18 protein-coding genes are annotated in these 18492 nt (G+C 40.7%); 9 read left to right on the top strand and 9 right to left on the bottom strand.

Annotated features, from left to right (window positions below; translation table 11 throughout):
• Window positions 1-117: 117 nt before the first annotated feature.
• From RMY31_RS16420 to RMY31_RS16445, 6 genes are all read right to left on the bottom strand, one after another.
• Entirely contained in the window at window positions 118-405 is a 288-nt protein-coding gene (locus RMY31_RS16420; RefSeq protein WP_409878022.1) for a hypothetical protein, read from the bottom strand.
• A 9-nt stretch (window positions 406-414) separates the two neighbouring features.
• Window positions 415-786, bottom strand: a complete 372-nt coding sequence (locus tag RMY31_RS16425) for a HAMP domain-containing protein (protein WP_322663371.1) — start codon at window positions 784-786, stop codon at window positions 415-417.
• Complete coding sequence (locus RMY31_RS16430) at window positions 746-1069, bottom strand: DUF6464 family protein (protein WP_322663374.1); 324 nt, start codon at window positions 1067-1069, stop codon at window positions 746-748. The genes RMY31_RS16425 and RMY31_RS16430 overlap by 41 nt, the downstream gene beginning before the upstream one ends.
• A 284-nt stretch (window positions 1070-1353) precedes the next feature.
• Window positions 1354-1770 carry a hypothetical protein gene (locus RMY31_RS16435; RefSeq protein WP_409878023.1) on the bottom strand — a complete coding sequence of 139 codons (417 nt, stop codon included), beginning with the start codon at window positions 1768-1770 and terminating at the stop codon, window positions 1354-1356.
• A gap of 391 nt (window positions 1771-2161) precedes the next feature.
• Window positions 2162-2707 (bottom strand): hypothetical protein, encoded by a 546-nt coding sequence (locus RMY31_RS16440; protein ID WP_322663378.1) that lies wholly within the window; start codon window positions 2705-2707, stop codon window positions 2162-2164.
• Between the two features lie 584 nt (window positions 2708-3291).
• The gene (locus tag RMY31_RS16445) at window positions 3292-4641 is read right to left on the bottom strand and encodes an OB-fold nucleic acid binding domain-containing protein (protein ID WP_322663379.1); all 1350 of its coding nucleotides are present in this window, start codon (window positions 4639-4641) and stop codon (window positions 3292-3294) included.
• A gap of 230 nt (window positions 4642-4871) precedes the next feature.
• Between RMY31_RS16445 and gatA the strand changes: the two genes are divergently transcribed.
• Window positions 4872-6329: an Asp-tRNA(Asn)/Glu-tRNA(Gln) amidotransferase subunit GatA gene (gene gatA, locus RMY31_RS16450; RefSeq protein ID WP_322663381.1), complete on the top strand. Its 1458-nt coding sequence runs from the start codon at window positions 4872-4874 to the stop codon at window positions 6327-6329.
• Here the strand turns inward: gatA and RMY31_RS16455 are convergent.
• Window positions 6284-6619, bottom strand: a complete 336-nt coding sequence (locus RMY31_RS16455) for a hypothetical protein (protein ID WP_322663383.1) — start codon at window positions 6617-6619, stop codon at window positions 6284-6286. The genes gatA and RMY31_RS16455 overlap by 46 nt on opposite strands.
• A gap of 81 nt (window positions 6620-6700) precedes the next feature.
• A complete protein-coding gene (locus tag RMY31_RS16460) occupies window positions 6701-7576 on the bottom strand; it encodes a RodZ family helix-turn-helix domain-containing protein (RefSeq protein ID WP_322663384.1) in 876 nt (291 codons plus the stop codon).
• 185 nt (window positions 7577-7761) lie between these two features.
• Between RMY31_RS16460 and RMY31_RS16465 the strand changes: the two genes are divergently transcribed.
• From RMY31_RS16465 to crtO, 5 genes are all read left to right on the top strand, one after another.
• The gene (locus tag RMY31_RS16465) at window positions 7762-8670 is read left to right on the top strand and encodes an alpha/beta hydrolase (RefSeq protein ID WP_322663386.1); all 909 of its coding nucleotides are present in this window, start codon (window positions 7762-7764) and stop codon (window positions 8668-8670) included.
• Between the two features lie 101 nt (window positions 8671-8771).
• Window positions 8772-9854, top strand: coding sequence for a helix-turn-helix domain-containing protein (locus tag RMY31_RS16470; RefSeq protein ID WP_322663389.1), 1083 nt, complete (start codon window positions 8772-8774; stop codon window positions 9852-9854).
• 326 nt (window positions 9855-10180) lie between these two features.
• Window positions 10181-11008: a carbonic anhydrase gene (locus tag RMY31_RS16475; RefSeq protein ID WP_322663391.1), complete on the top strand. Its 828-nt coding sequence runs from the start codon at window positions 10181-10183 to the stop codon at window positions 11006-11008.
• Between the two features lie 329 nt (window positions 11009-11337).
• A complete protein-coding gene (locus tag RMY31_RS16480) occupies window positions 11338-12099 on the top strand; it encodes a DUF2993 domain-containing protein (RefSeq protein WP_322663393.1) in 762 nt (253 codons plus the stop codon).
• Window positions 12100-12213: 114 nt separating this feature from the next.
• Window positions 12214-13908 carry a beta-carotene ketolase CrtO gene (gene crtO / locus RMY31_RS16485; RefSeq protein ID WP_322663395.1) on the top strand — a complete coding sequence of 565 codons (1695 nt, stop codon included), beginning with the start codon at window positions 12214-12216 and terminating at the stop codon, window positions 13906-13908.
• A gap of 116 nt (window positions 13909-14024) precedes the next feature.
• Here the strand turns inward: crtO and RMY31_RS16490 are convergent, their stop codons facing one another.
• Window positions 14025-14885 (bottom strand): hypothetical protein, encoded by an 861-nt coding sequence (locus RMY31_RS16490; protein WP_322663397.1) that lies wholly within the window; start codon window positions 14883-14885, stop codon window positions 14025-14027.
• A 491-nt stretch (window positions 14886-15376) separates the two neighbouring features.
• On the opposite strand from RMY31_RS16490, the gene RMY31_RS16495 reads away from it, so the two are divergent.
• The 3 genes from RMY31_RS16495 (at window position 15377) to tsf (ending at window position 18441) form a co-directional block, all read left to right on the top strand.
• A complete protein-coding gene (locus RMY31_RS16495) occupies window positions 15377-16318 on the top strand; it encodes a glycosyltransferase family 2 protein (RefSeq protein WP_322663400.1) in 942 nt (313 codons plus the stop codon).
• Window positions 16319-16571: 253 nt separating this feature from the next.
• Window positions 16572-17369: a 30S ribosomal protein S2 gene (rpsB, locus tag RMY31_RS16500; protein ID WP_322663402.1), complete on the top strand. Its 798-nt coding sequence runs from the start codon at window positions 16572-16574 to the stop codon at window positions 17367-17369.
• 127 nt (window positions 17370-17496) lie between these two features.
• Window positions 17497-18441: a translation elongation factor Ts gene (gene tsf / locus RMY31_RS16505; protein ID WP_322663404.1), complete on the top strand. Its 945-nt coding sequence runs from the start codon at window positions 17497-17499 to the stop codon at window positions 18439-18441.
• Window positions 18442-18492 lie beyond the last annotated feature (51 nt).

The following is an 18492-nucleotide window of genomic DNA, read 5'->3' on the forward strand; positions in this document are numbered from 1 at the left end:
TTGCCACTTGACGAATTGATATTTTCTCCTGAATATGTGCTGCAACTATTTTTTCTCGGAGATCGATTGAATATGCTTTCATGAAAAGATATTATTTTTCTTCTTACTAACTGTACCTCATAACAACGGGAAGTGCTGTAACACAATTTCTCGGATACGCTGAGCATCTATTTTCATAGAAGAACATATATTCAATAAATCTTTGCTAATAAATTCCAAATCAATTTCTTCAATTTTTTCTTTAATTATCCAGTCTGAATCTGGGTAACATTGCTGATATAAATCTACGAGAGCGAGCAAAACTTCAATGTATTCATTGGCACATTCAATATTACCATAAATAAAGTTAACAGGATGATTAATTTCATGAGCTATACCTGCTATCATTTGCCCAAGAGAAGACATTTTTTCTGTTTATATTAATTGTGCTTGGGTTGCTTTCAAGTCTTCCAAGGCATGTTGAAGTTCATGGGTTCGTTCTTCTACACGTTGCTCTAAAGTTTGGCGAGCTAGCTCTAACTCCTGAGTGTAATCTCCTACCCATTCCACTAATTTATTCAGTGAAATAGCTAATGTTCCTACTTCATCTTTGCTTGTGACATTAGCTCTGAGTTGGAAATTTGACTCTTGGGTAATTTTTCTAGCGACGTTAGTAACTACTTCTAAGGGATGGGTAATTAATCTACTAGTATATAAAATTTGGCAGACATACTGACAAACCCTAAGATTTAGAGAGTGAGAATTCTTAAGCCCTATGTTCCCTAGCAGCCAATTCCTTTGGCTCATAGTGACGGCAACCCTGACAAGGGCCACTGGGATTGACAGCACAACGGATATAACCCGACTCGGCATTAAATTTACAACTAATATCGCCAATGAGGTAGCCTACCCCTTCTAAATAGTAGCGATCGCCTTCAACAGGTCGGATTTGCCGTACCCTTACCCCTGAAAAATTCATGGCTGCTTGCCTCATCCGTAAACGTGTTCGCAAGTGGGTTTTACGGATCATCCACAGCGAAAATAGGGAGGGTAAAAAACCAATGGCAATTACCAAAAGTGTCTTTAACACCTTCTTTTTACCTCTTTTATACGCTGATTGATTTTCCCTGATGTTGCACTCTCGTTTTTTCCAAGAGTGCAACGCTTAAGGTAGTTCTGCCTTTTTGCTTCCGAAAGCAACTTTTCCTACTGCTGAGAAGTTGGGAGAGTTGTTGGAATTGCTATAGCAGTATGGCATCTGGTAACTTTGGGGAAGAAGTACTAGCTACCACTTCACTCAGCATAACTGTTACAGCCTAAGACGTGGGCTGTGGTTGAATCTTCATAATTTTAAGATTTGTTGATTAGCGCCCTTTAGAAAAAGCGACTTGTGTCAGCATCAGTCGTATTCTTGTTTTTTCTATGTCGCTGCGATGCCAATCTTTTTCTTTTAGTTTGTTGGCGAAGTTTCTGGGCTAACAGTGCGGCTTCCCTTTCTGCTCGGAATAAATCAACTTTCCGTGTTGTAAGGATAAATGACTCATCTGGCTTTTGTCTCACCCAAGGGACACTCACTGTCAAATACTTACAAATGCTTTTGTATGCCTTACCATTCTCTTGCAGACGGCTTCTTTGACTGTTGAGTGTATTGGCTATTGCTTTCAATTCCAATATCGTAGCTTCTAACTCCGCCGCCATCTGATTAATACGTTGCGCTTGCGCTACTAAACGCTCCCATTCACCAACGATGTTTTCTTGTTGTGGTTGCAGTGGCATTATTGCATTAGTCACAGTTGTAGGTTGTGACAAGGAAAACGGAAGCGAAATGTGCTGTTTGTAACTGTGTTCGATTTCTCTCATAGTTTCTCTTGCAAGGCTACTGAGCTTGTAAGGCATTTTAGCAATAAATTAGTACATTTGTACTTAAAATAAATATACTCACAAGCCTGTGTCTCAAAAGCCTAGCTGTGCTTGAGGTTTACAATGTTTTTCGATTGATTGGATTACTCTCCAACACTACTTATTACGCTCTAGAAAAGCAACTGGCTATTCTTGTCTTAATAGTGTTTTACCAAAGCTGAGATTCCCGACTTTTGAGTAAATCGGGAATCTTATTTTTTATTTAAGATTGCTATAGTAAGGGCGAATAATAATTTTATGTAATGTTTTATATTTTAAGATTTCAAATATAGTTATTATTTTTATAATTTCTACGCCATCTTTCTAGATACTCTATAGATATTGATTTTGTTATGACATTAACATCATTGCCTCGCCAGTCAACTTCTGGATCGGTTGTAAAAACACCACATTCTAATTGTTCAAGCCTGATATCCCAATATTCACTAAATCTACTTTTTAAAGTAATAACTTGCTCAAAAACTTTATTTCTATGCTTGTTTCTTCTTTTTCTTTCTGTTGCTCCTTTTGCCTCTGTATCAATAAATTTAGTTTCTATTAAAAATAGATTGCCTTGAAATGTCAGGTAGACAAAATCGCACTTTCCTAAATCTGTATAATCTGCAATTGGAGATTTTTCAAATAATAGTAACTCACGGCATGAAGGAAACAAGGATTTAATATTCAGAAATAAATAAGCTTGTAATAGAAGTTCATTATCATAAGGAAAGACAATAACCCCTTCAAAAAATTGTTGAATGTCTTGCTGAGTTTGGGGTTGAATTTTTTTACAATAAGAAACAAATTGATATAAATCGTTTGCAATCATCAAGTTTTAGCTCCTTCCCCTGACTATCGCCCAAGTATTCCCTTAGCATAAAAATATACCATTCATTAAGGTAAAGCATCATCCGCAGAAGTAACGAAAAAAAGATGAAAATCCAATATTGATACAGCAATATACTGTTATCTAAAACATAAAACTTATATCAAGATAAACAGTATTAATAAGTAGAAATGCGATGTTGCCTATGTCTTTACTCGGCGACATCAATTGCTACCCTTCAGATCTGCTTTAGGCGTTCTCGTACCGCTGCGAGGAAGCAGGCTACTAAGCAGACACAGCGAAAAGTATGAGCGCTGACTTACGGTGTCGCAACTTTTCAAGAGACAGATACACAGAGAAGTTGCGTGCGCGGGTTTCCCGACTTGTAGGAAGTGCGGTTATTTGGAAGTCCCTTAGTAGTTAGGGTTTGGCAGTTCTTCATCGGGGGAACCAAAGCAACGGACTGGTTCCCCAAAACTGGACTGTCTTACTGCTACTCTTCTACGGAAATGACTTCTGTTTTGCAGCACTTATATATTTAGTAATACCCCAATTTTGAATTATTAAATTTAAAATCTAAAATTTTTTTAATTACTAAGTAAAGGTTTTAAATGAGCAGTAAATCTGGCGTTTTGCAGAGCTTGAACTGTGATTCGAGAATCTTGCACGCAGAATTGCCAACCTAAGCGAACCAGTTTACGAGAATTTTCAGCTTGTACAATTCCAATCACTGGCATTTTAGCCTTTTCTTTGTCTCCTGACTGTTCTTGCAAAATAGTTTTCAAGCGATGCAGTTCTTCAATGTTGGCTGCTTGTTGGGGATTGAGTTCCACCATCACCATTTGTACTGTTTCCACTGGTTCTGCATCTTCAACTATTAATTGAGTTTGCTCATCTCGTCGGTCTACTTTACCCCAAATAATTAACCTAGTATCAACTACAAGTAGAAAACCGATGCGTTCGTAAGTTTTAGGAAAAACAACTGCTTCCGATTGTGAAGTTAAATCTTCTATTTGCAAAATTGCCATTGGGTCGCCTTTTTTGGTCATCACTTTTTTCACACCATTGAGCATGACAACCGCACAAAGTTTTGTATCTTCTCTTTGTTCGCCAAGTTGTGAAAGATTAATTGGAGTTAAGAGTGATACTGTTTGCCTTAAGGATTTTAGCGGATGGTCTGATACATAAAATCCCAATAACTCTTTTTCCATCTGCAACTTTTTCTGTGGGGGAAAATCCTGAATAGCGCTAGCTTTGGGAGCGCTGTCAAAGCCATTATTTTTTGTTGTATTACTAACAGTAGAAAATCCACCCAATAAATCGAAGAGATTTCCTTGACCACTAGCCCTATCTTTAGCACGGGACTGCGCCCATTCATACACAAGTTCCAGGTCTTTGATTAACTGATGGCGATTAGATTCGAGTTTATCAAAGGCTCCACAATAAATTAGCGACTCTAAAGTGCGGCGATTAACAGCACGCAAATCGACGCGATCGCAGAAATTGGCAAGTGATGTAAAGTCCCCTCCCTCATTTCTGGCTTCCAAGATACAGGCGATCGCATTCTGTCCTACGTTTCGCACTGCTGAAAATCCAAATAAAATCTTACCTGCCGCGGGCGTAAAATCTAGACCAGAGCGATTAATATCTGGCGGATCTATTTGAATACCCATACTCGTGCAGTTGTTAATATATTTCTGCACTTTATCTGTGTCGCCACTGTTAGCCGTCAACAGTGCCGCCATATATTCTAATGGATAATTAGCTTTTAAATATGCAGTTTGATAAGTGACATATCCATAAGCAGTTGAATGGGATTTGTTGAAACAATTAGAAGCGACCAAACCATTTTTAATAGCAAAGTTATGGTCGCGTTCAACCCCAATGTCATAGACATTTTCTGTGCCTACATATCTGCGAGCAATTATTTTAACCATCTTTCCCAACCCCCCAAATAAAATTTTTAAAATTAATTTATAAATTAACCAGTATTGAATTTTAGCCCATGCTAATACTACAAAATCTATCTTAAAAAAGGGAGTAGGAGTGGAGGAGTGGGAAGATGAGGGAAAAGAACTAATCCTCAGTACCCAATCCCCAATACCCAGTACCCAGTCCCCGTAAATATGTACTAAAATCAATGACTTGAGTCACAAAGGGAGCAATCATGGCATCCATCCGCGAGTTGCACGAACAGCTAATCAAAAAAGAACGTTCCGCCGTTGAAATTACCCAAGAAGCTTTAGACCGCATTCAAGCGTTAGAGCCGAAGTTGCACAGTTTCTTACATGTAACAGCACAACAGGCGTTAGAACAGGCTCGTGCTGTGGATACCAAAATTGCTGCTGGAGAAGAAATTGGATTGCTAGCAGGTATTCCCATTGGTATTAAGGATAATATGTGTACCAAAGGGATTCCTACCACTTGCGCCTCCCGAATTTTGGAAAATTTTGTACCGCCTTATGAATCAACAGTGACACAAAAACTGGTTGATGGAGGAGCGGTAATGGTAGGCAAAACCAATTTAGATGAGTTTGCAATGGGTGGTTCCACAGAAAATTCTGCCTACCACATCACGGCAAATCCATGGGATTTATCAAGGGTTCCAGGTGGTTCTTCTGGGGGTTCCGCAGCAGCAGTGGCGGCAGAAGAATGCGTGGTTTCACTTGGTTCAGACACTGGCGGTTCGATTCGACAACCCGCATCTTTCTGTGGTGTTGTGGGCATAAAACCAACTTATGGATTAGTTTCTCGGTACGGGTTGGTGGCTTTCGCTTCGTCTTTGGATCAAATTGGCCCGTTTGGACGCACAGTAGAAGATGTTGCAATATTGTTGAGTGCGATCGCAGGCTACGACCCCAAAGATTCTACTAGCCTCAAAGTTGAAATTCCCGACTACGCCGCCAGCTTAAAACCAGACTTTAAAGCTAGAAGAAAGTTGCGAATTGGTATCATCAAAGAAACTTTTGGTGAAGGTTTAGACTCTGGTGTCGAACAAGCTGTTACCAAAGCCATTGACCAGCTACAAAGTTTGGGAGCCGAAATTCATATAATTTCCTGTCCTAACTTCCGCTATGGTGTACCTAGCTACTACATCATCGCACCATCGGAAGCGTCAGCCAATTTAGCCCGTTACGATGGCGTTAAGTACGGTTATCGCGCTCCTGATGCAGAAAATCTGTTGTCAATGTACACTCGTACCCGCGCCAGTGGTTTTGGTGCAGAAGTCAAACGCCGGATAATGATTGGAACCTATGCCCTTTCTGCTGGCTATTATGATGCCTACTACCTGAAAGCGCAAAAAGTCCGTACCTTGATTAAGCAAGACTTTGAAAGGGCTTTCAATCGAGTTGATGTGCTAGCCTGTCCTACTGTTCCCACCACAGCTTTTAAAACAGGAGAAAAAAATACTGACCCCTTGAGCATGTATTTACTTGACTTGATGACGATTCCTGCAAATCTTGCTGGTTTACCAGGTATAAGTGTGCCATGTGGTTTTGATAACAATAACCTGCCAATTGGTTTGCAACTCATGGGTAAAGTACTAAGAGAAGACCAACTACTTCAGGTTGCTTACGCTTACGAGCAATCAACTACTTGGCATTTACGCCAGCCACAACTTTGAGTGCTGAAGAGCCAGCCGCGTGATGAGGCAGTCCGGTCTTGGGGAGACACTGCGTTGCGCGGGTTAAGAGCATTGAAGCAAGTGTCGTCGGCTCTGCCGACTTGTAGACGCGCTCTGCGCGGTGAACCAGCGCGGTCTTGGGGGTTTCCCCCATGAGCGACTGGTGTTAGCGTAGCGGTAGCGACGTTAGGAGCGTCACCCGAAGGGCTTCCCGCAGGGTAGCAAGTGGCGTGGTTTCCCCCATAAGGAACTGCCGTTAGCGCAGCGAAGCGCGAGTTCTCGAGCGTCAAGGGTTACCTGACTTCAGCGGACTGGCGTTGCTGAGTAAAAAGTAAGGAGTTAGAAGTGCTGAGTTGTTAGTTGTACAAAAGCTACTGACTCCTGACTCCTGACTCCTGACTATTAACTTCTGGCGTGAATATAACTTCCTTAACAGCACCTTGATTTCCTAAAGGTGTTGCTGGTTGATTGTTAACAGTAATCAAAACAGCACCCGCATTACCAGAACGGACAGTTAACTGTTTTTCTGCTGTCCAGGTTCTTCGTTCTCCTTTGGTTAACTCACCCACGAATTCTGTCTTTCCATCCACTTTCACTCTTAACCACGATTTATCTTGAAGTTCTAAAGTGACTTCCACATTTTTTGCTGTGCTTTCAGAAGGTGCTACAGCCAATGAAGGTGCAGGTGCTGCTTTGGAGGTAGATGCTGAGTTGTGTTGCTGGGCTATAGATTCGACTTGAGGCGATGAACGTACAGGTGATGGTGTTGTTTTTTGTTTGGAGGTAGATACTGGGTTTTGTTGTTTAGCCAACAAAGCAAAGGTTTCTACTATTAGTTTGGGATTGAGTACATAGATGAGTCCAATAGAAGCAACCACTAACAATAGAATGTAGGGTACGAAAAGAGGTATGTGTATATTTCGTCTTGTGTCTAAATTTTGACTATGATTGTTTGTAGTGTTACTAACTTTGGCACCTGAAGGAATGATATTAATTGTGAAAGTGTTTGCTAAACTATTACCATCCAGTCCGATAGCATCTCCGTAGCGACGGATGAATCCTTGAACGTAAACAGGCTCTGGTAATTCTTCAAATTTCCCTGCTTCTAAAGCTTTCAAAGAAGCTAGTTGGATATGTGTTCTAGCAGCTACTTCTTCTATACGTATGGATTTCTCTTGTCTTACTTGCAATAAATATTGACTTATTTCCTTGAGTTGCTCAAGTTGAGCCTCATTTAAAAGTGTCACGGCCTTCTCCTAGTCTTGACTAATGCTTACTTTCCCACTGTATAACTTCTTAAGTAAGGTAAATATTTTTACTGAAATACGATTTTTTTTGTTCTGTTTAATTCTAAATTGAAATCACTAACCTCACTTGGTTAGTAGATAATTACCATATTTAACAGTACTTATAAAACTATAAAATCTCTTGCATGACAATAAACAAACTGCAACTAGCAACACAATTAGGGTTACAACTGCTACTTCTGTTAGGGATAGTTGCGGCGATCGCTTACTTGGCGATTTGTCTATATCTTTTTGTTCAGCAACCTCGGTATATCTTCTTTCCCTCCCGTGTAATTGAAAAGACACCAGAATTTTTTAATCTCCCCTATGAGGATATTTACTTACCTGTGCTAACTAAATCAGGTACGGTAGAACATATCCATGGTTGGTGGATAGAGTCCAACCAACCTGATGCCAGGGTATTGTTGTATCTGCACGGGAATGGTATTAATATCGGCGCAAATATATCTCATACCAATCGGTTTTATCAACTTGGATTTTCGGTCTTATTAATTGATTATCGGGGTTATGGTCGCAGTGAGGGGCTATTTCCTAATGAAAAGCGCGTTTATCAGGATGCAGTGACAGCTTGGAATTATCTGGTACACCAGTGCCAGATTCCACCCAACCAAATTTTTCTTTATGGACATTCTCTTGGAGGCGCAATAACTATTGATTTAGCAGTCAAACTTCCAGAAGTAGCGGGATTGATTGTGGAAAGTTCTTTTACTTCTATCCGAGAGTTAATAGCTTATCGGAACCTGTTTCAGATATTTCCCGTCGATTTGATATTGACACAGCGGTTTGAGTCAATTAAAAAATTACCACAATTGAAAACGCCAGTTTTAATCATTCACGGTACTGCCGATTCTACCGTACCGTCTTTCATGAGCCAAAAACTGTATGCTGCTGCACCTGAACCTAAAACGTTGATTTTAGTTCCAGGTGCAGAACATAACGATGTAGCTGTAGTTGCCGAGACAGAATATCTGCAATGGGTGAAGTCTTTCGTTCAACAAGTACATGCTCGCAGGTTGTCTAATATCATCCAGTAAAAAAAATGATACAGAAATATCCTGACCTATTTAAAAACAGAAGAATAATTTATACAGATAAAACTACTTTCTGTGGGTAAGTGTTGGGAGATACTGCAATCATGACGATAACATCTACGTATTTATTAAAAATTGCTGAAAATCATACTATTGAAATTTCTCAAGATGAATTGCGATCGCTACTAGGTGAAATTGAAGCTGAACTGCATCGTAGTACAGTTTATCGTCGTGCTGTCGCTAGGTTACAAAAGTTGCTAGGTTCTTCAAGCGAACAGGCTAAAATTTTGTTTAAAGCTGTAGGCAGAGAAGCTATTGGTTTAGCATTCCAGCAGTTTGCTCAACATCAACAAGTAGCAGATATTCATCAACATTCAGATGTTGCAACCAATGTTGAACAAGAAAACACTAGTGATTTGTCAAGTTGTATAGCTAGTGTTAAATTACATTCTCTCAAAAATAGTGCGAATACTAGCAACGAAAGTGTAGCATTGCCACCTCAAGTAGCGACAAATACAACCACACATCCAGCAAAAAACTCAGAAAACAGCACTCCAGTAGCAACAGTGATGAAGTGGCTAAAGCCAAATAAAAAACCTTCCAAAACTGAAATAGCCAAGCAAATAGCTGCTGAACAACGCTTGGAACAACTGCGGCAAATAGCTCAGCAACTCAAACAAGCCCGTGAGTCTCAAAATCTTTCTCTGAGTCAATTGAACATTTACACTCACATCCCAATCCATCAAATGGAGGCAGTAGAAAATTGTAGCGCTGAGTTATTGGCAGAAGATGTCATTGTGCGCGGTTTTATCCGCCTCATGGGAAATGCTTTAGGATTAAACGGGACAATTTTGGCTGCTTCTTTACCTGCACCCGACACAGTGAAATCAGTTTTGCCCTCTTGGTCTGAGTCTAAAAATATTTCTGGGAAATTAGCAGTGGATATACGTCCCATGCATTTGTATGTAGGCTATACAGCCCTAGTGGCTGGCGCAGTAGGAGGATTATCGCTGCTTTCTCAGCAAGCAAATGCGGACAGGGCACTGAATCCAGATAGTGTTATTCCCCCATCTTCATCCCTGTCTCAATCATCCCAAAAAAGCGAACCAACTGCCAAACCAGGTCTGAAATCTAGTCATATTGGTGTCAGCGTTGGGACTGATATTGCCCCGCCAGAAGTACTGTAAAAGGACTTCCCCCCGTTGTAGCAACTGCCGTGGAACTGGGGAGGCTGGTGAAGAAGAATCTGATGTTAGTGTTGCATGAAGGAATTGGATAATTTATTTTTTGGAGTTCCCAAAAGTTAAAAATTTCTCTGATTACTTTTGCTTTGGCGCAGACGCTAAGCGTCTGCGCCAAAGATGATACGATGCAGTTAAACATAATTGTCGGGTAGTAAAGTGCCCACAGCCATGGGCGCAAATATGCCTAAGGCAGTTCAGTGAAAAATGAACTAGGGAGTGGGGAACAAGAATTTTCATCCTCAAGAAACAGCAAAAAAGATAGAGAACTTATGAAAAAATTGATTAGAGGTCTGCGCGAATTCAAAGCTAGCTATTTTCACACGCATCAAGAACTATTTGAACAACTTTCTCATGGTCAAAAGCCCAGAGTATTATTTATTACCTGTTCTGATTCGCGGATCGATCCAAACCTGATGACCCAAGCCGAGTTGGGTGAATTGTTTGTGATCCGTAATGCAGGCAATATTATTCCACCATTTGGTGCTACTAATGGTGGTGAAGGGGCAACAATTGAATATGCTGTTCAAGCATTAGATATTCAACAAATTATCGTCTGTGGTCACTCGCATTGTGGTGCAATGAAAGGGTTAATGAAGTTAGACAGCCTGCGAGCAGAAATGCCACTTGTACATGACTGGCTCAAATATGCAGAGGCAACCCGACGACTGGTTCTAGACCACTACAGCCACTATGAAGGGGAAGAACTGTTAGAAATCATCATTGCCGAGAATGTACTCACCCAAATTGAGAATTTGCGGACTTATCCGGTGATTCGCTCTAAGCTCTACCGAGGGCAACTCAACATCTATGCTTGGATTTATCAAATTGAGACAGGAGAAATTTTGGCATATGATGCACAAGATCATGGCTATGTATTACCTCAAAGCCAGCTTCCACCATCGGAGGTAGATAAGATACTCCCACTTCCAATTAGCAATCAAGAAATTCCTTCTAGCAAAACTCAACAACAGGAGTTTCAATCACCTGAGGAATTTACTATTTCTGCATCTCAACGTTTTCCGATGACACTACTTTCTCCAGAGCAAATGGATCGAATTTATCGAGGCTCGGCATCTAAAAAGACAAACGGAAGCTAAGTCTAGTGGTAAAATACACTGGGGAAAAGTATTCTACTAAATCCATTAGACAGCGATCGAAACGTTCCAACTTAAATTCCCGATCGCAAGTGATTTTTGACCATATTATTAAGTTAAAATCATGAAGCGATCGCTATTTCTCAAGAAATACACAAACTTACTTCATTGTCTTAAAATTGCGAGCGGTAAAAAGGCAAAAATAAATAGGTGAAAATTATTTTTTAGGTAGTTATTCTATCTTCCAATTTAGATATATCGTTTTATAGATACACTCTTGATATCCAACATCTACAGTAAAGAGTAATAGGATATTAGGAGATTATCATTTTATGCGTGACGAGCAAAGCTTAGAAGGGAAATTGCTATCGCAGGAAGCAAAAAGAAGGGTATTGCACGAGTTGGATGAAGTCGAACAAATAGACATAGAAGTGCAAACCGATGTGTTAAAAATAGTTCAAGGACAGGCGAACGCAGTTTCAGTTTCCGGTCAAGGATTAGTAATAAGAGAAGATATCCGCGTCCAGGAAATAAAACTGCAAACAGACAGCATTGCTATCAATCCGTTAAGCGCTCTTTTGGGTCAAATTAAATTAGATGAGCCAGTAAAAGCCCTTGCGCGTATTATACTCACAGAAACAGATATCAACCGGACTTTATCTTCAGATTTTACTCGCAGTTTAGGGATAAATTTTGATGTGAATGTCGATGGCGAAATAGTGAATTTTGAGTCGCAAAAAATTCAGGTTTTTTTACCTGGAGATGACCAAATTGAATTTCGAGGCAAATTGTTGTTGAAAGAAAAGGGAAACACTCGCTCATTAGCTTATCAGGCGATCGTTCATCCACGTACTTCTTCACAACCATTGATGCTGGAGAGTTTCAACTGCACTGAAGGACAGGGCATGTCAATAGAATTAATTGTAGCATTGATGCAAAAGGTCAAAGAATTAGTAAACCAACCATACTTTGAGTGGGATGATATGAAGTTTAGTGTTAAAAATCTAGAGTTAGAAAAGGGTAGTTTAACGCTTTTGGTAGAAGCTTATGTAAAGCAAATACCCTTATCTTCAAATGTACTATCTCCTCAGTAGGATATATAGATAGTAGAATCAACCAAGAATGCTAATTTTTGTAACTAATGAGTGATGGTAATATATTAAAAATTTTCTAAGCTAGAAAAGCTAGTTGATTCTAAAAAAACAAATATGCAAGAATATGATGTTGTAATTATTGGTGCGGGACATAATGGCCTAGTATGTGCAGCTTATTTGCTAAAAGCTGGTTATAGTGTTCTGCTACTAGAAAAGCGTTCCGTTCCTGGTGGTGCAGCAACAACTGAAGAATGTTTACCACAAGAAGCACCAGGATTTAAATTTAATTTGTGTGCCATTGACCACGAATTTATTCATCTCGGGCCAGTTGTTGAAGAATTAGAACTGAAAAAATACGGCTTGGAATATTTGGAGTGCGATCCAGTTGTCTTCTGTCCTCATCCCGACGGCAAGTATTTCTTAGGACACAAATCTGTGGACAAGACTTGTGCAGAAATTGCCAGATATAGCGATCGCGATGCTAAAAAATACGCAGAATTTACAGACTACTGGCAACGGGCACTCGGTGCAATGATTCCTATATTCAACGCACCACCAAAATCAGTTATAGATATAGTCGGCAACTACGACATCACAAAACTGAAAGATTTATTTTCTGTCATCGGTTCTCCCAACAAGACGCTGGACTTTATTCGCAATATGCTGACCAGCGCCGAAGATTTACTAAACGAATGGTTCGATGAAGAATTTCTCAAAGCACCACTAGCAAGACTAGCAGCAGAACTCGGTGCGCCGCCATCGCAAAAAACCATTGCCATCGGTGCAATCATGATGGCAATGCGTCATAACCCTGGCATGGCCAGACCTCGCGGCGGTACTGGCGCACTTGTACAAGCTTTGGTGAATTTAGTCACAAGTAAAGGTGGCGTTATTCTCACAGACCAGCACGTTGAAAAAGTTTTGATTGACGATGGCAAAGCAGTTGGCGTGCGGGTAGCTGGTGGTAAAGAATATCGCGCCAAATACGGGGTAATTTCTAACATCGATGCTAAACGGTTATTTTTGCAAATGACTGATAAAAGCGATATCGATGCAGTTGAACCAGACTTGTGGGAAAGATTAGAACGCCGCATTGTTAACAATAACGAAACTATCCTCAAGATAGATTTGGCTTTAGATGAACCCCTGCGCTTTCCATACCACGCGCACAAAGATGAATATCTCATTGGATCTATCTTGATTGCAGATTCCGTTGCACATGTCGAACAGGCTCATAGTAAATGTACCTTGGGCGAGATACCTGATTCTGACCCATCAATGTATGTCGTCATGCCTAGCGCCCTTGACCCAACCTTAGCACCACCGGGTAAGCATACCTTGTGGATTGAGTTTTTCGCCCCTTATCAAATTGCGGGTGCAGAAGGCACAGGCTTAAAAGGTACTGGTTGGACGGATGAATTAAAAAACAAAGTTGCAGATAGAGTAGTTGACAAGTTGGCAACTTATGCACCAAATGTCAAAAACGCAACTATCGCCCGTCGTGTAGAGAGTCCAGCGGAATTAGGCGAAAGATTGGGTGCATACAAAGGAAATTACTACCACATTGATATGTCCTTAGATCAAATGGTATTTTTCCGTCCTTTGCCAGAATTAGCGAACTACAAAACCCCAATTGAGAATTTATTTCTGACTGGTGCGGGAACTCATCCAGGTGGTTCCATTTCCGGAATGCCAGGACGCAATTGTGCCCGTTTGTTTTTACAGAGTAAGCATCCTATTGCCCAGACTTTGAAGGATGCAAGAGATTCGATTAAGTCAACTGTGGGGTCAGTATTTGGAATTTATTAAGCTTGGCCTAGCCAAGTCATAGCTTTATAAAGTGTGCCTTGCCTAGCATTGTTATATCTGCTGGACAAGGCACACATTGATTTTTTGGTAGATACATTTGCACCTTACTTTCTGCTCTATCTCGGTATGACAGCTACGATTTCCGCCAACCGACGCTCACCAAACCAAACCAAATCCAGTTGTTTGAGCTGCTCGACACTCATATTACCTTCTCCCTCAGCAAGGCTATGAAATTGGTGTTCTCCGAGCGAAGCTAGTAAATCCTGGCAAATGATACTTTCATCGAACTGAGGATTTGTTTCTTCATCATTAAGGATGGCCGTTGCTCGCTCTGGTGACAACCCTTGGAGAACGTTAAAAATAAATCGCGTGGGGAAGTCTACCTCTTGCAGTGCAGGATGACGCTTTATCAAACCAGCTAGCAATACTCCTAGATAAGCAGCCGCCTGAGAATTATCCAGTACCTGCATCTGTTCGGATGCTATCTTGGTTAAATTCGTAAAAAATGCACATCCTAACTGTTGTTCGATCGCAATAATTGGATCTGAAATCGGCGAGGATTGCAACTGTGCCTCAAACAATGCCCGATGTTCTTGTGGCAGATGGTTGAGTAAGGTTTGCTTAGCGCGATCGCTAATAATCATCTCACTGTCTGACCCGAAGCTGAAGTCTTTGCCAGGTTCTAAGCCCGTATTCACTAAAATGTGAAAGACATGATTTTGGGCTTGTTGCTGCATTTGTTGATACTTTGATTGCTCAAGAAAACGTTGCAAAAACCAACGGTGGCTATCAGAATCGCACTCGACCATTACCTGGTTAACTATCACATCAGTTAACTTTTCTTCCCCTATAGTTTTTTGCCACCGCGCAATTAAAGTATTAATAGCAGCTAGATCGCGACAACGGAGCGCCTCGAGCAATTGACGCTTCGCAGTCGTCGCTTGGTCTTTGTCTCGTCTAAATAAGTTAATTTTCAATCTACTATTTGGGATTGGGTTTTTATTGATTCAGATTACAATTCTTTTATCGCATCTGTCGATCCAGTGTCATGGGTGGGATCACTGAAAGAATTTTTAGATAAACTCAAAACCTATTTGTTTTTTTCTTGTATGTGTCAAGTTTGTTCGATTGGATACAGGAAGAATTAGATGGCTTATTAACGTTTCTTATATTGCCAGGATTTCACTTAGTAATTGCATCAAAATTACTAAGCAATAGTCCGTAGAAAATTACCCAGTTATTTTGATTTTTTTCTACACAAAGCTTATAAATATTCCTGCAAAAACAGTAATTACACTAGTAAAATAACTGATAATTTTGTATAAATAATTAGTAAAATCTGAATATTTGAAATTTAATTTTTACACAAAATATTTTTGGGACAAAAACTGCTAGCTCCATAAGGAACAGTGCTCAGTACCCCCCTGTCCTATCCTGGAGATAATGTAATATTGTTTTGGGTGAGACTGTGTTTTTCAGCGTTGTTATACCGACTTATAATCGCCAGTCAATTTTAGAAAAGTGCCTCCGAGCCTTAGAAGTACAGGAGTTGGGTACATCAAATGCCATTAGTGGTTATGAGATCGTCTTGGTAGATGATGGTTCTACTGATGGCACATTAGAGTGGTTGGCAGCACACAAAGATGAATTTCCTCATGTTCGCTGGTTTCAGCAAGATCATGCTGGCCCAGCTGCGGCGCGGAATTTAGGTGTAGAAAAAGCACTAGGAGACACAATTATTTTTATTGATAGTGATTTAGTAGTGCTGAAAAATTTCTTACAAGCTCATACAGAGGCACTGGTACAGGTAAAAGAGCAATTTAACAGCGATCGCTTTTTTACTTATGGTGCAGTTATTAATACTTGTAATTTCGATAATCCCACTGCTGAACCCTATAAAATCACAGATTTCTCAGCTGCTTTTTTTGCCACTGGAAATGTAGCAATTCCCAAACACTGGCTAGAAAAAGCCGGATTGTTTGATACCAGCTTTCAACTTTACGGTTGGGAAGATTTAGAATTAGGTGTAAGGCTGAAACAGCTAGGTTTAAAACTTATTAAATGTCCAGAAGCTGTTGGCTATCACTGGCATCCAGCATTTAAATTAGAACAAATTCCTAGCTTGATAGAAAAAGAAATTCAACGCGGAAGGATGGGAGTTTTATTCTATCAAAAGCACCCCACTTGGGAAGTGAAGATGATGATTCAAATGACTTGGTTCCATCGCTTACTTTGGGGAATTATTTCACTCAATGGCAGCCTGAACGAAAAGACAATGGCTCCATTATTGCAATGGTTAATTAATCTAGGTAAACCCCAGTTAGCTTTAGAAATTGCGCGAATTTTTCTGAACTGGTACAACGTCAAAGGCGTTTACGAAGCTTATTCTCAAGTGCAGAAAGCATCATAATGAGCGCCAGCTAGTAAATTTTCGATGTAAAACGCTAGGTTAACCCAGATATATCTAATTAAACGTGCTACCTGAAGTCAAACACATCAGCGATTGCCACTAGTAAATTCTCTAGCAAAATAGACTAGGTTAACCTAGTACTGTGCTATCCTAGGAGAGTTGACTAATCTCGCACACCTAAGAATTCGGGTGTTTCCTGCTTTGGGAAATACGCTTGGGTGGAGGTTTAACCCGAATAGGAGTTAAAAAATATATGCCAGTCGTTTCATTGGCTCAAATGATGGAGTCAGGGGTTCACTTTGGGCATCAGACCCGCCGCTGGAACCCGAAAATGTCTCCATACATTTACACATCCCGCAATGGCGTACACATCATCGACTTGGTACAGACTGCACAGTTGATGGATAATGCCTACAACTACATGCGTACCCAAGCTGAGCAAGGGAAAAAATTCCTCTTCGTCGGCACCAAGCGGCAAGCAGCAGGAATTATCGCCCAAGAAGCTGCTCGTTGTGGTTCTCACTACATCAACCAGCGCTGGTTGGGTGGAATGCTCACCAACTGGGCGACCATTAAAACCAGAGCAGACCGCCTCAAAGATTTGGAACGTCGTGAAGAAAGTGGCGCTCTTGATTTATTGCCGAAAAAAGAAGCTTCTATGCTGCGTCGAGAAATGGCGAAGCTTCAGAAATACCTAGGTGGCATTAAAACAATGCGGAAAGTCCCCGATGTCGTAGTAATTGTAGACCAACGGCGGGAGTACAACGCAGTTCAAGAATGTCAAAAACTGGGAATTCCAATTGTGTCTATGCTGGATACAAACTGTGACCCAGATGTAGTAGATATTCCTATTCCAGCCAATGACGATGCAATTAGATCGATTAAGTTGATAGTCGGCAAATTGGCAGATGCGATTTATGAAGGCCGTCACGGTCAGCTGGATGCGGAAGAAGATTACGAAGATTACGAAGGTGCTGAAGAAGATTACGAATACGATGAAAGCGAGTATACTGACACGCTGATTCCCGATGAGGAAGAGGAAGAAGAATAACTAAAGAAAGATAAAATTTTATCTTTCACACTTCACACTTCATCCTTGTCATCGTCCTGAGTAAGATAGAAATACTCAACACCCGTGAGCGATTACAACTCGAGGTCAAGTTAGGAATTGAGGCAACATGGCGGAAATATCTGCAAAACTCGTCCAAGAGCTACGCCAAAAAACTGGTGCAGGCATGATGGACTGCAAAAAAGCGCTGAAAGAAACTGATGGCGATATAGAGCAAGCCGTAGACTGGCTACGAAAAAAGAACCTAGTTTCGGCGGGTAAAAAAAGCGATCGCATTGCGGCAGAAGGTCTAGTGGACACCTACATTCAGCCCAGTGGTCGGGTAGGTGTACTAATAGAAGTAAACTGCCAAACCGATTTTGTTGCCCGTAACGAAGCTTTTAAAGCTTTAGTTAAGAACCTAGCTAAGCAAGCAGCGACTGCTGATAGTGTTGAGTCTTTGTTAGCTCAACCCTATATTGAAGATGAAAGCTTGACCGTAGAAGACTTCATCAAGCAAACCATCGTCAACCTAGGTGAAAATATCCAGGTGCGTCGCTTTGTCAATTTTTCCCTAGCAGAAGGCACACCAGGTAAAGTAGACAGCTACATTCACACTGGCGGTCGAGTTGGTGTATTGGTCGAACTGAACTCTAAAACAGAGTCTGCGGCTGGTAATGAAGAGTTCCAAACCTTGGCACGGAATGCCGCTATGCAAGTTGCGGCTTGTCCGAATGTTGAGTATGTAAGCGTAGACCAAATCCCTGCTGAAGTGGTTCAAAAAGAAAAAGACATTGAAATGGGGCGGGATGATTTGGCGAACAAACCAGATAACATCAAAGAAAAAATAGTTCAGGGGCGGATTGAAAAACGCCTGAAAGAATTGACTTTACTAGATCAGCCTTACATTCGCGATCAGAGTATTTCTGTAGAAGACTTGGTGAAGCAAGTTAAGGCTAAAGTAGGTGAAGACATTCAAGTTAGCCGCTTTGTTCGCTATGTGCTAGGCGAGGGCATTGAAAAGCAAGAAAGTAACTTTGCTGAGGAAGTTGCCGCACAAATGGGTGGCAAGTAATTTAGTCATTAGTCATTAGTTATTAGTCAGTCGTTAATAGCAACTGACAAA

Origin of the sequence: Dendronalium sp. ChiSLP03b, from assembly GCF_034531165.2 — a bacterium.
Lineage (GTDB): Bacteria > Cyanobacteriota > Cyanobacteriia > Cyanobacteriales > Nostocaceae > Dendronalium > Dendronalium minutum.

What these genes read in the sequence shown, in the direction of transcription:
- RMY31_RS16420 (WP_409878022.1), bottom strand. Translation starts at nt 405, where the DNA reads ATGTCTTCTCTTGGGCAAATGATAGCAGGTATAGCTCATGAAATTAAT.
- RMY31_RS16425 (WP_322663371.1), bottom strand. Translation starts at nt 786, where the DNA reads ATGAGCCAAAGGAATTGGCTGCTAGGGAACATAGGGCTTAAGAATTCT.
- RMY31_RS16440 (WP_322663378.1), bottom strand. Translation starts at nt 2,707, where the DNA reads ATGATTGCAAACGATTTATATCAATTTGTTTCTTATTGTAAAAAAATT.
- RMY31_RS16445 (WP_322663379.1), bottom strand. Translation starts at nt 4,641, where the DNA reads ATGGTTAAAATAATTGCTCGCAGATATGTAGGCACAGAAAATGTCTAT.
- gatA (WP_322663381.1), top strand. Translation starts at nt 4,872, where the DNA reads ATGGCATCCATCCGCGAGTTGCACGAACAGCTAATCAAAAAAGAACGT.
- RMY31_RS16465 (WP_322663386.1), top strand. Translation starts at nt 7,762, where the DNA reads ATGACAATAAACAAACTGCAACTAGCAACACAATTAGGGTTACAACTG.
- RMY31_RS16470 (WP_322663389.1), top strand. Translation starts at nt 8,772, where the DNA reads ATGACGATAACATCTACGTATTTATTAAAAATTGCTGAAAATCATACT.
- RMY31_RS16475 (WP_322663391.1), top strand. Translation starts at nt 10,181, where the DNA reads ATGAAAAAATTGATTAGAGGTCTGCGCGAATTCAAAGCTAGCTATTTT.
- RMY31_RS16480 (WP_322663393.1), top strand. Translation starts at nt 11,338, where the DNA reads ATGCGTGACGAGCAAAGCTTAGAAGGGAAATTGCTATCGCAGGAAGCA.
- crtO (WP_322663395.1), top strand. Translation starts at nt 12,214, where the DNA reads ATGCAAGAATATGATGTTGTAATTATTGGTGCGGGACATAATGGCCTA.
- rpsB (WP_322663402.1), top strand. Translation starts at nt 16,572, where the DNA reads ATGCCAGTCGTTTCATTGGCTCAAATGATGGAGTCAGGGGTTCACTTT.
- tsf (WP_322663404.1), top strand. Translation starts at nt 17,497, where the DNA reads ATGGCGGAAATATCTGCAAAACTCGTCCAAGAGCTACGCCAAAAAACT.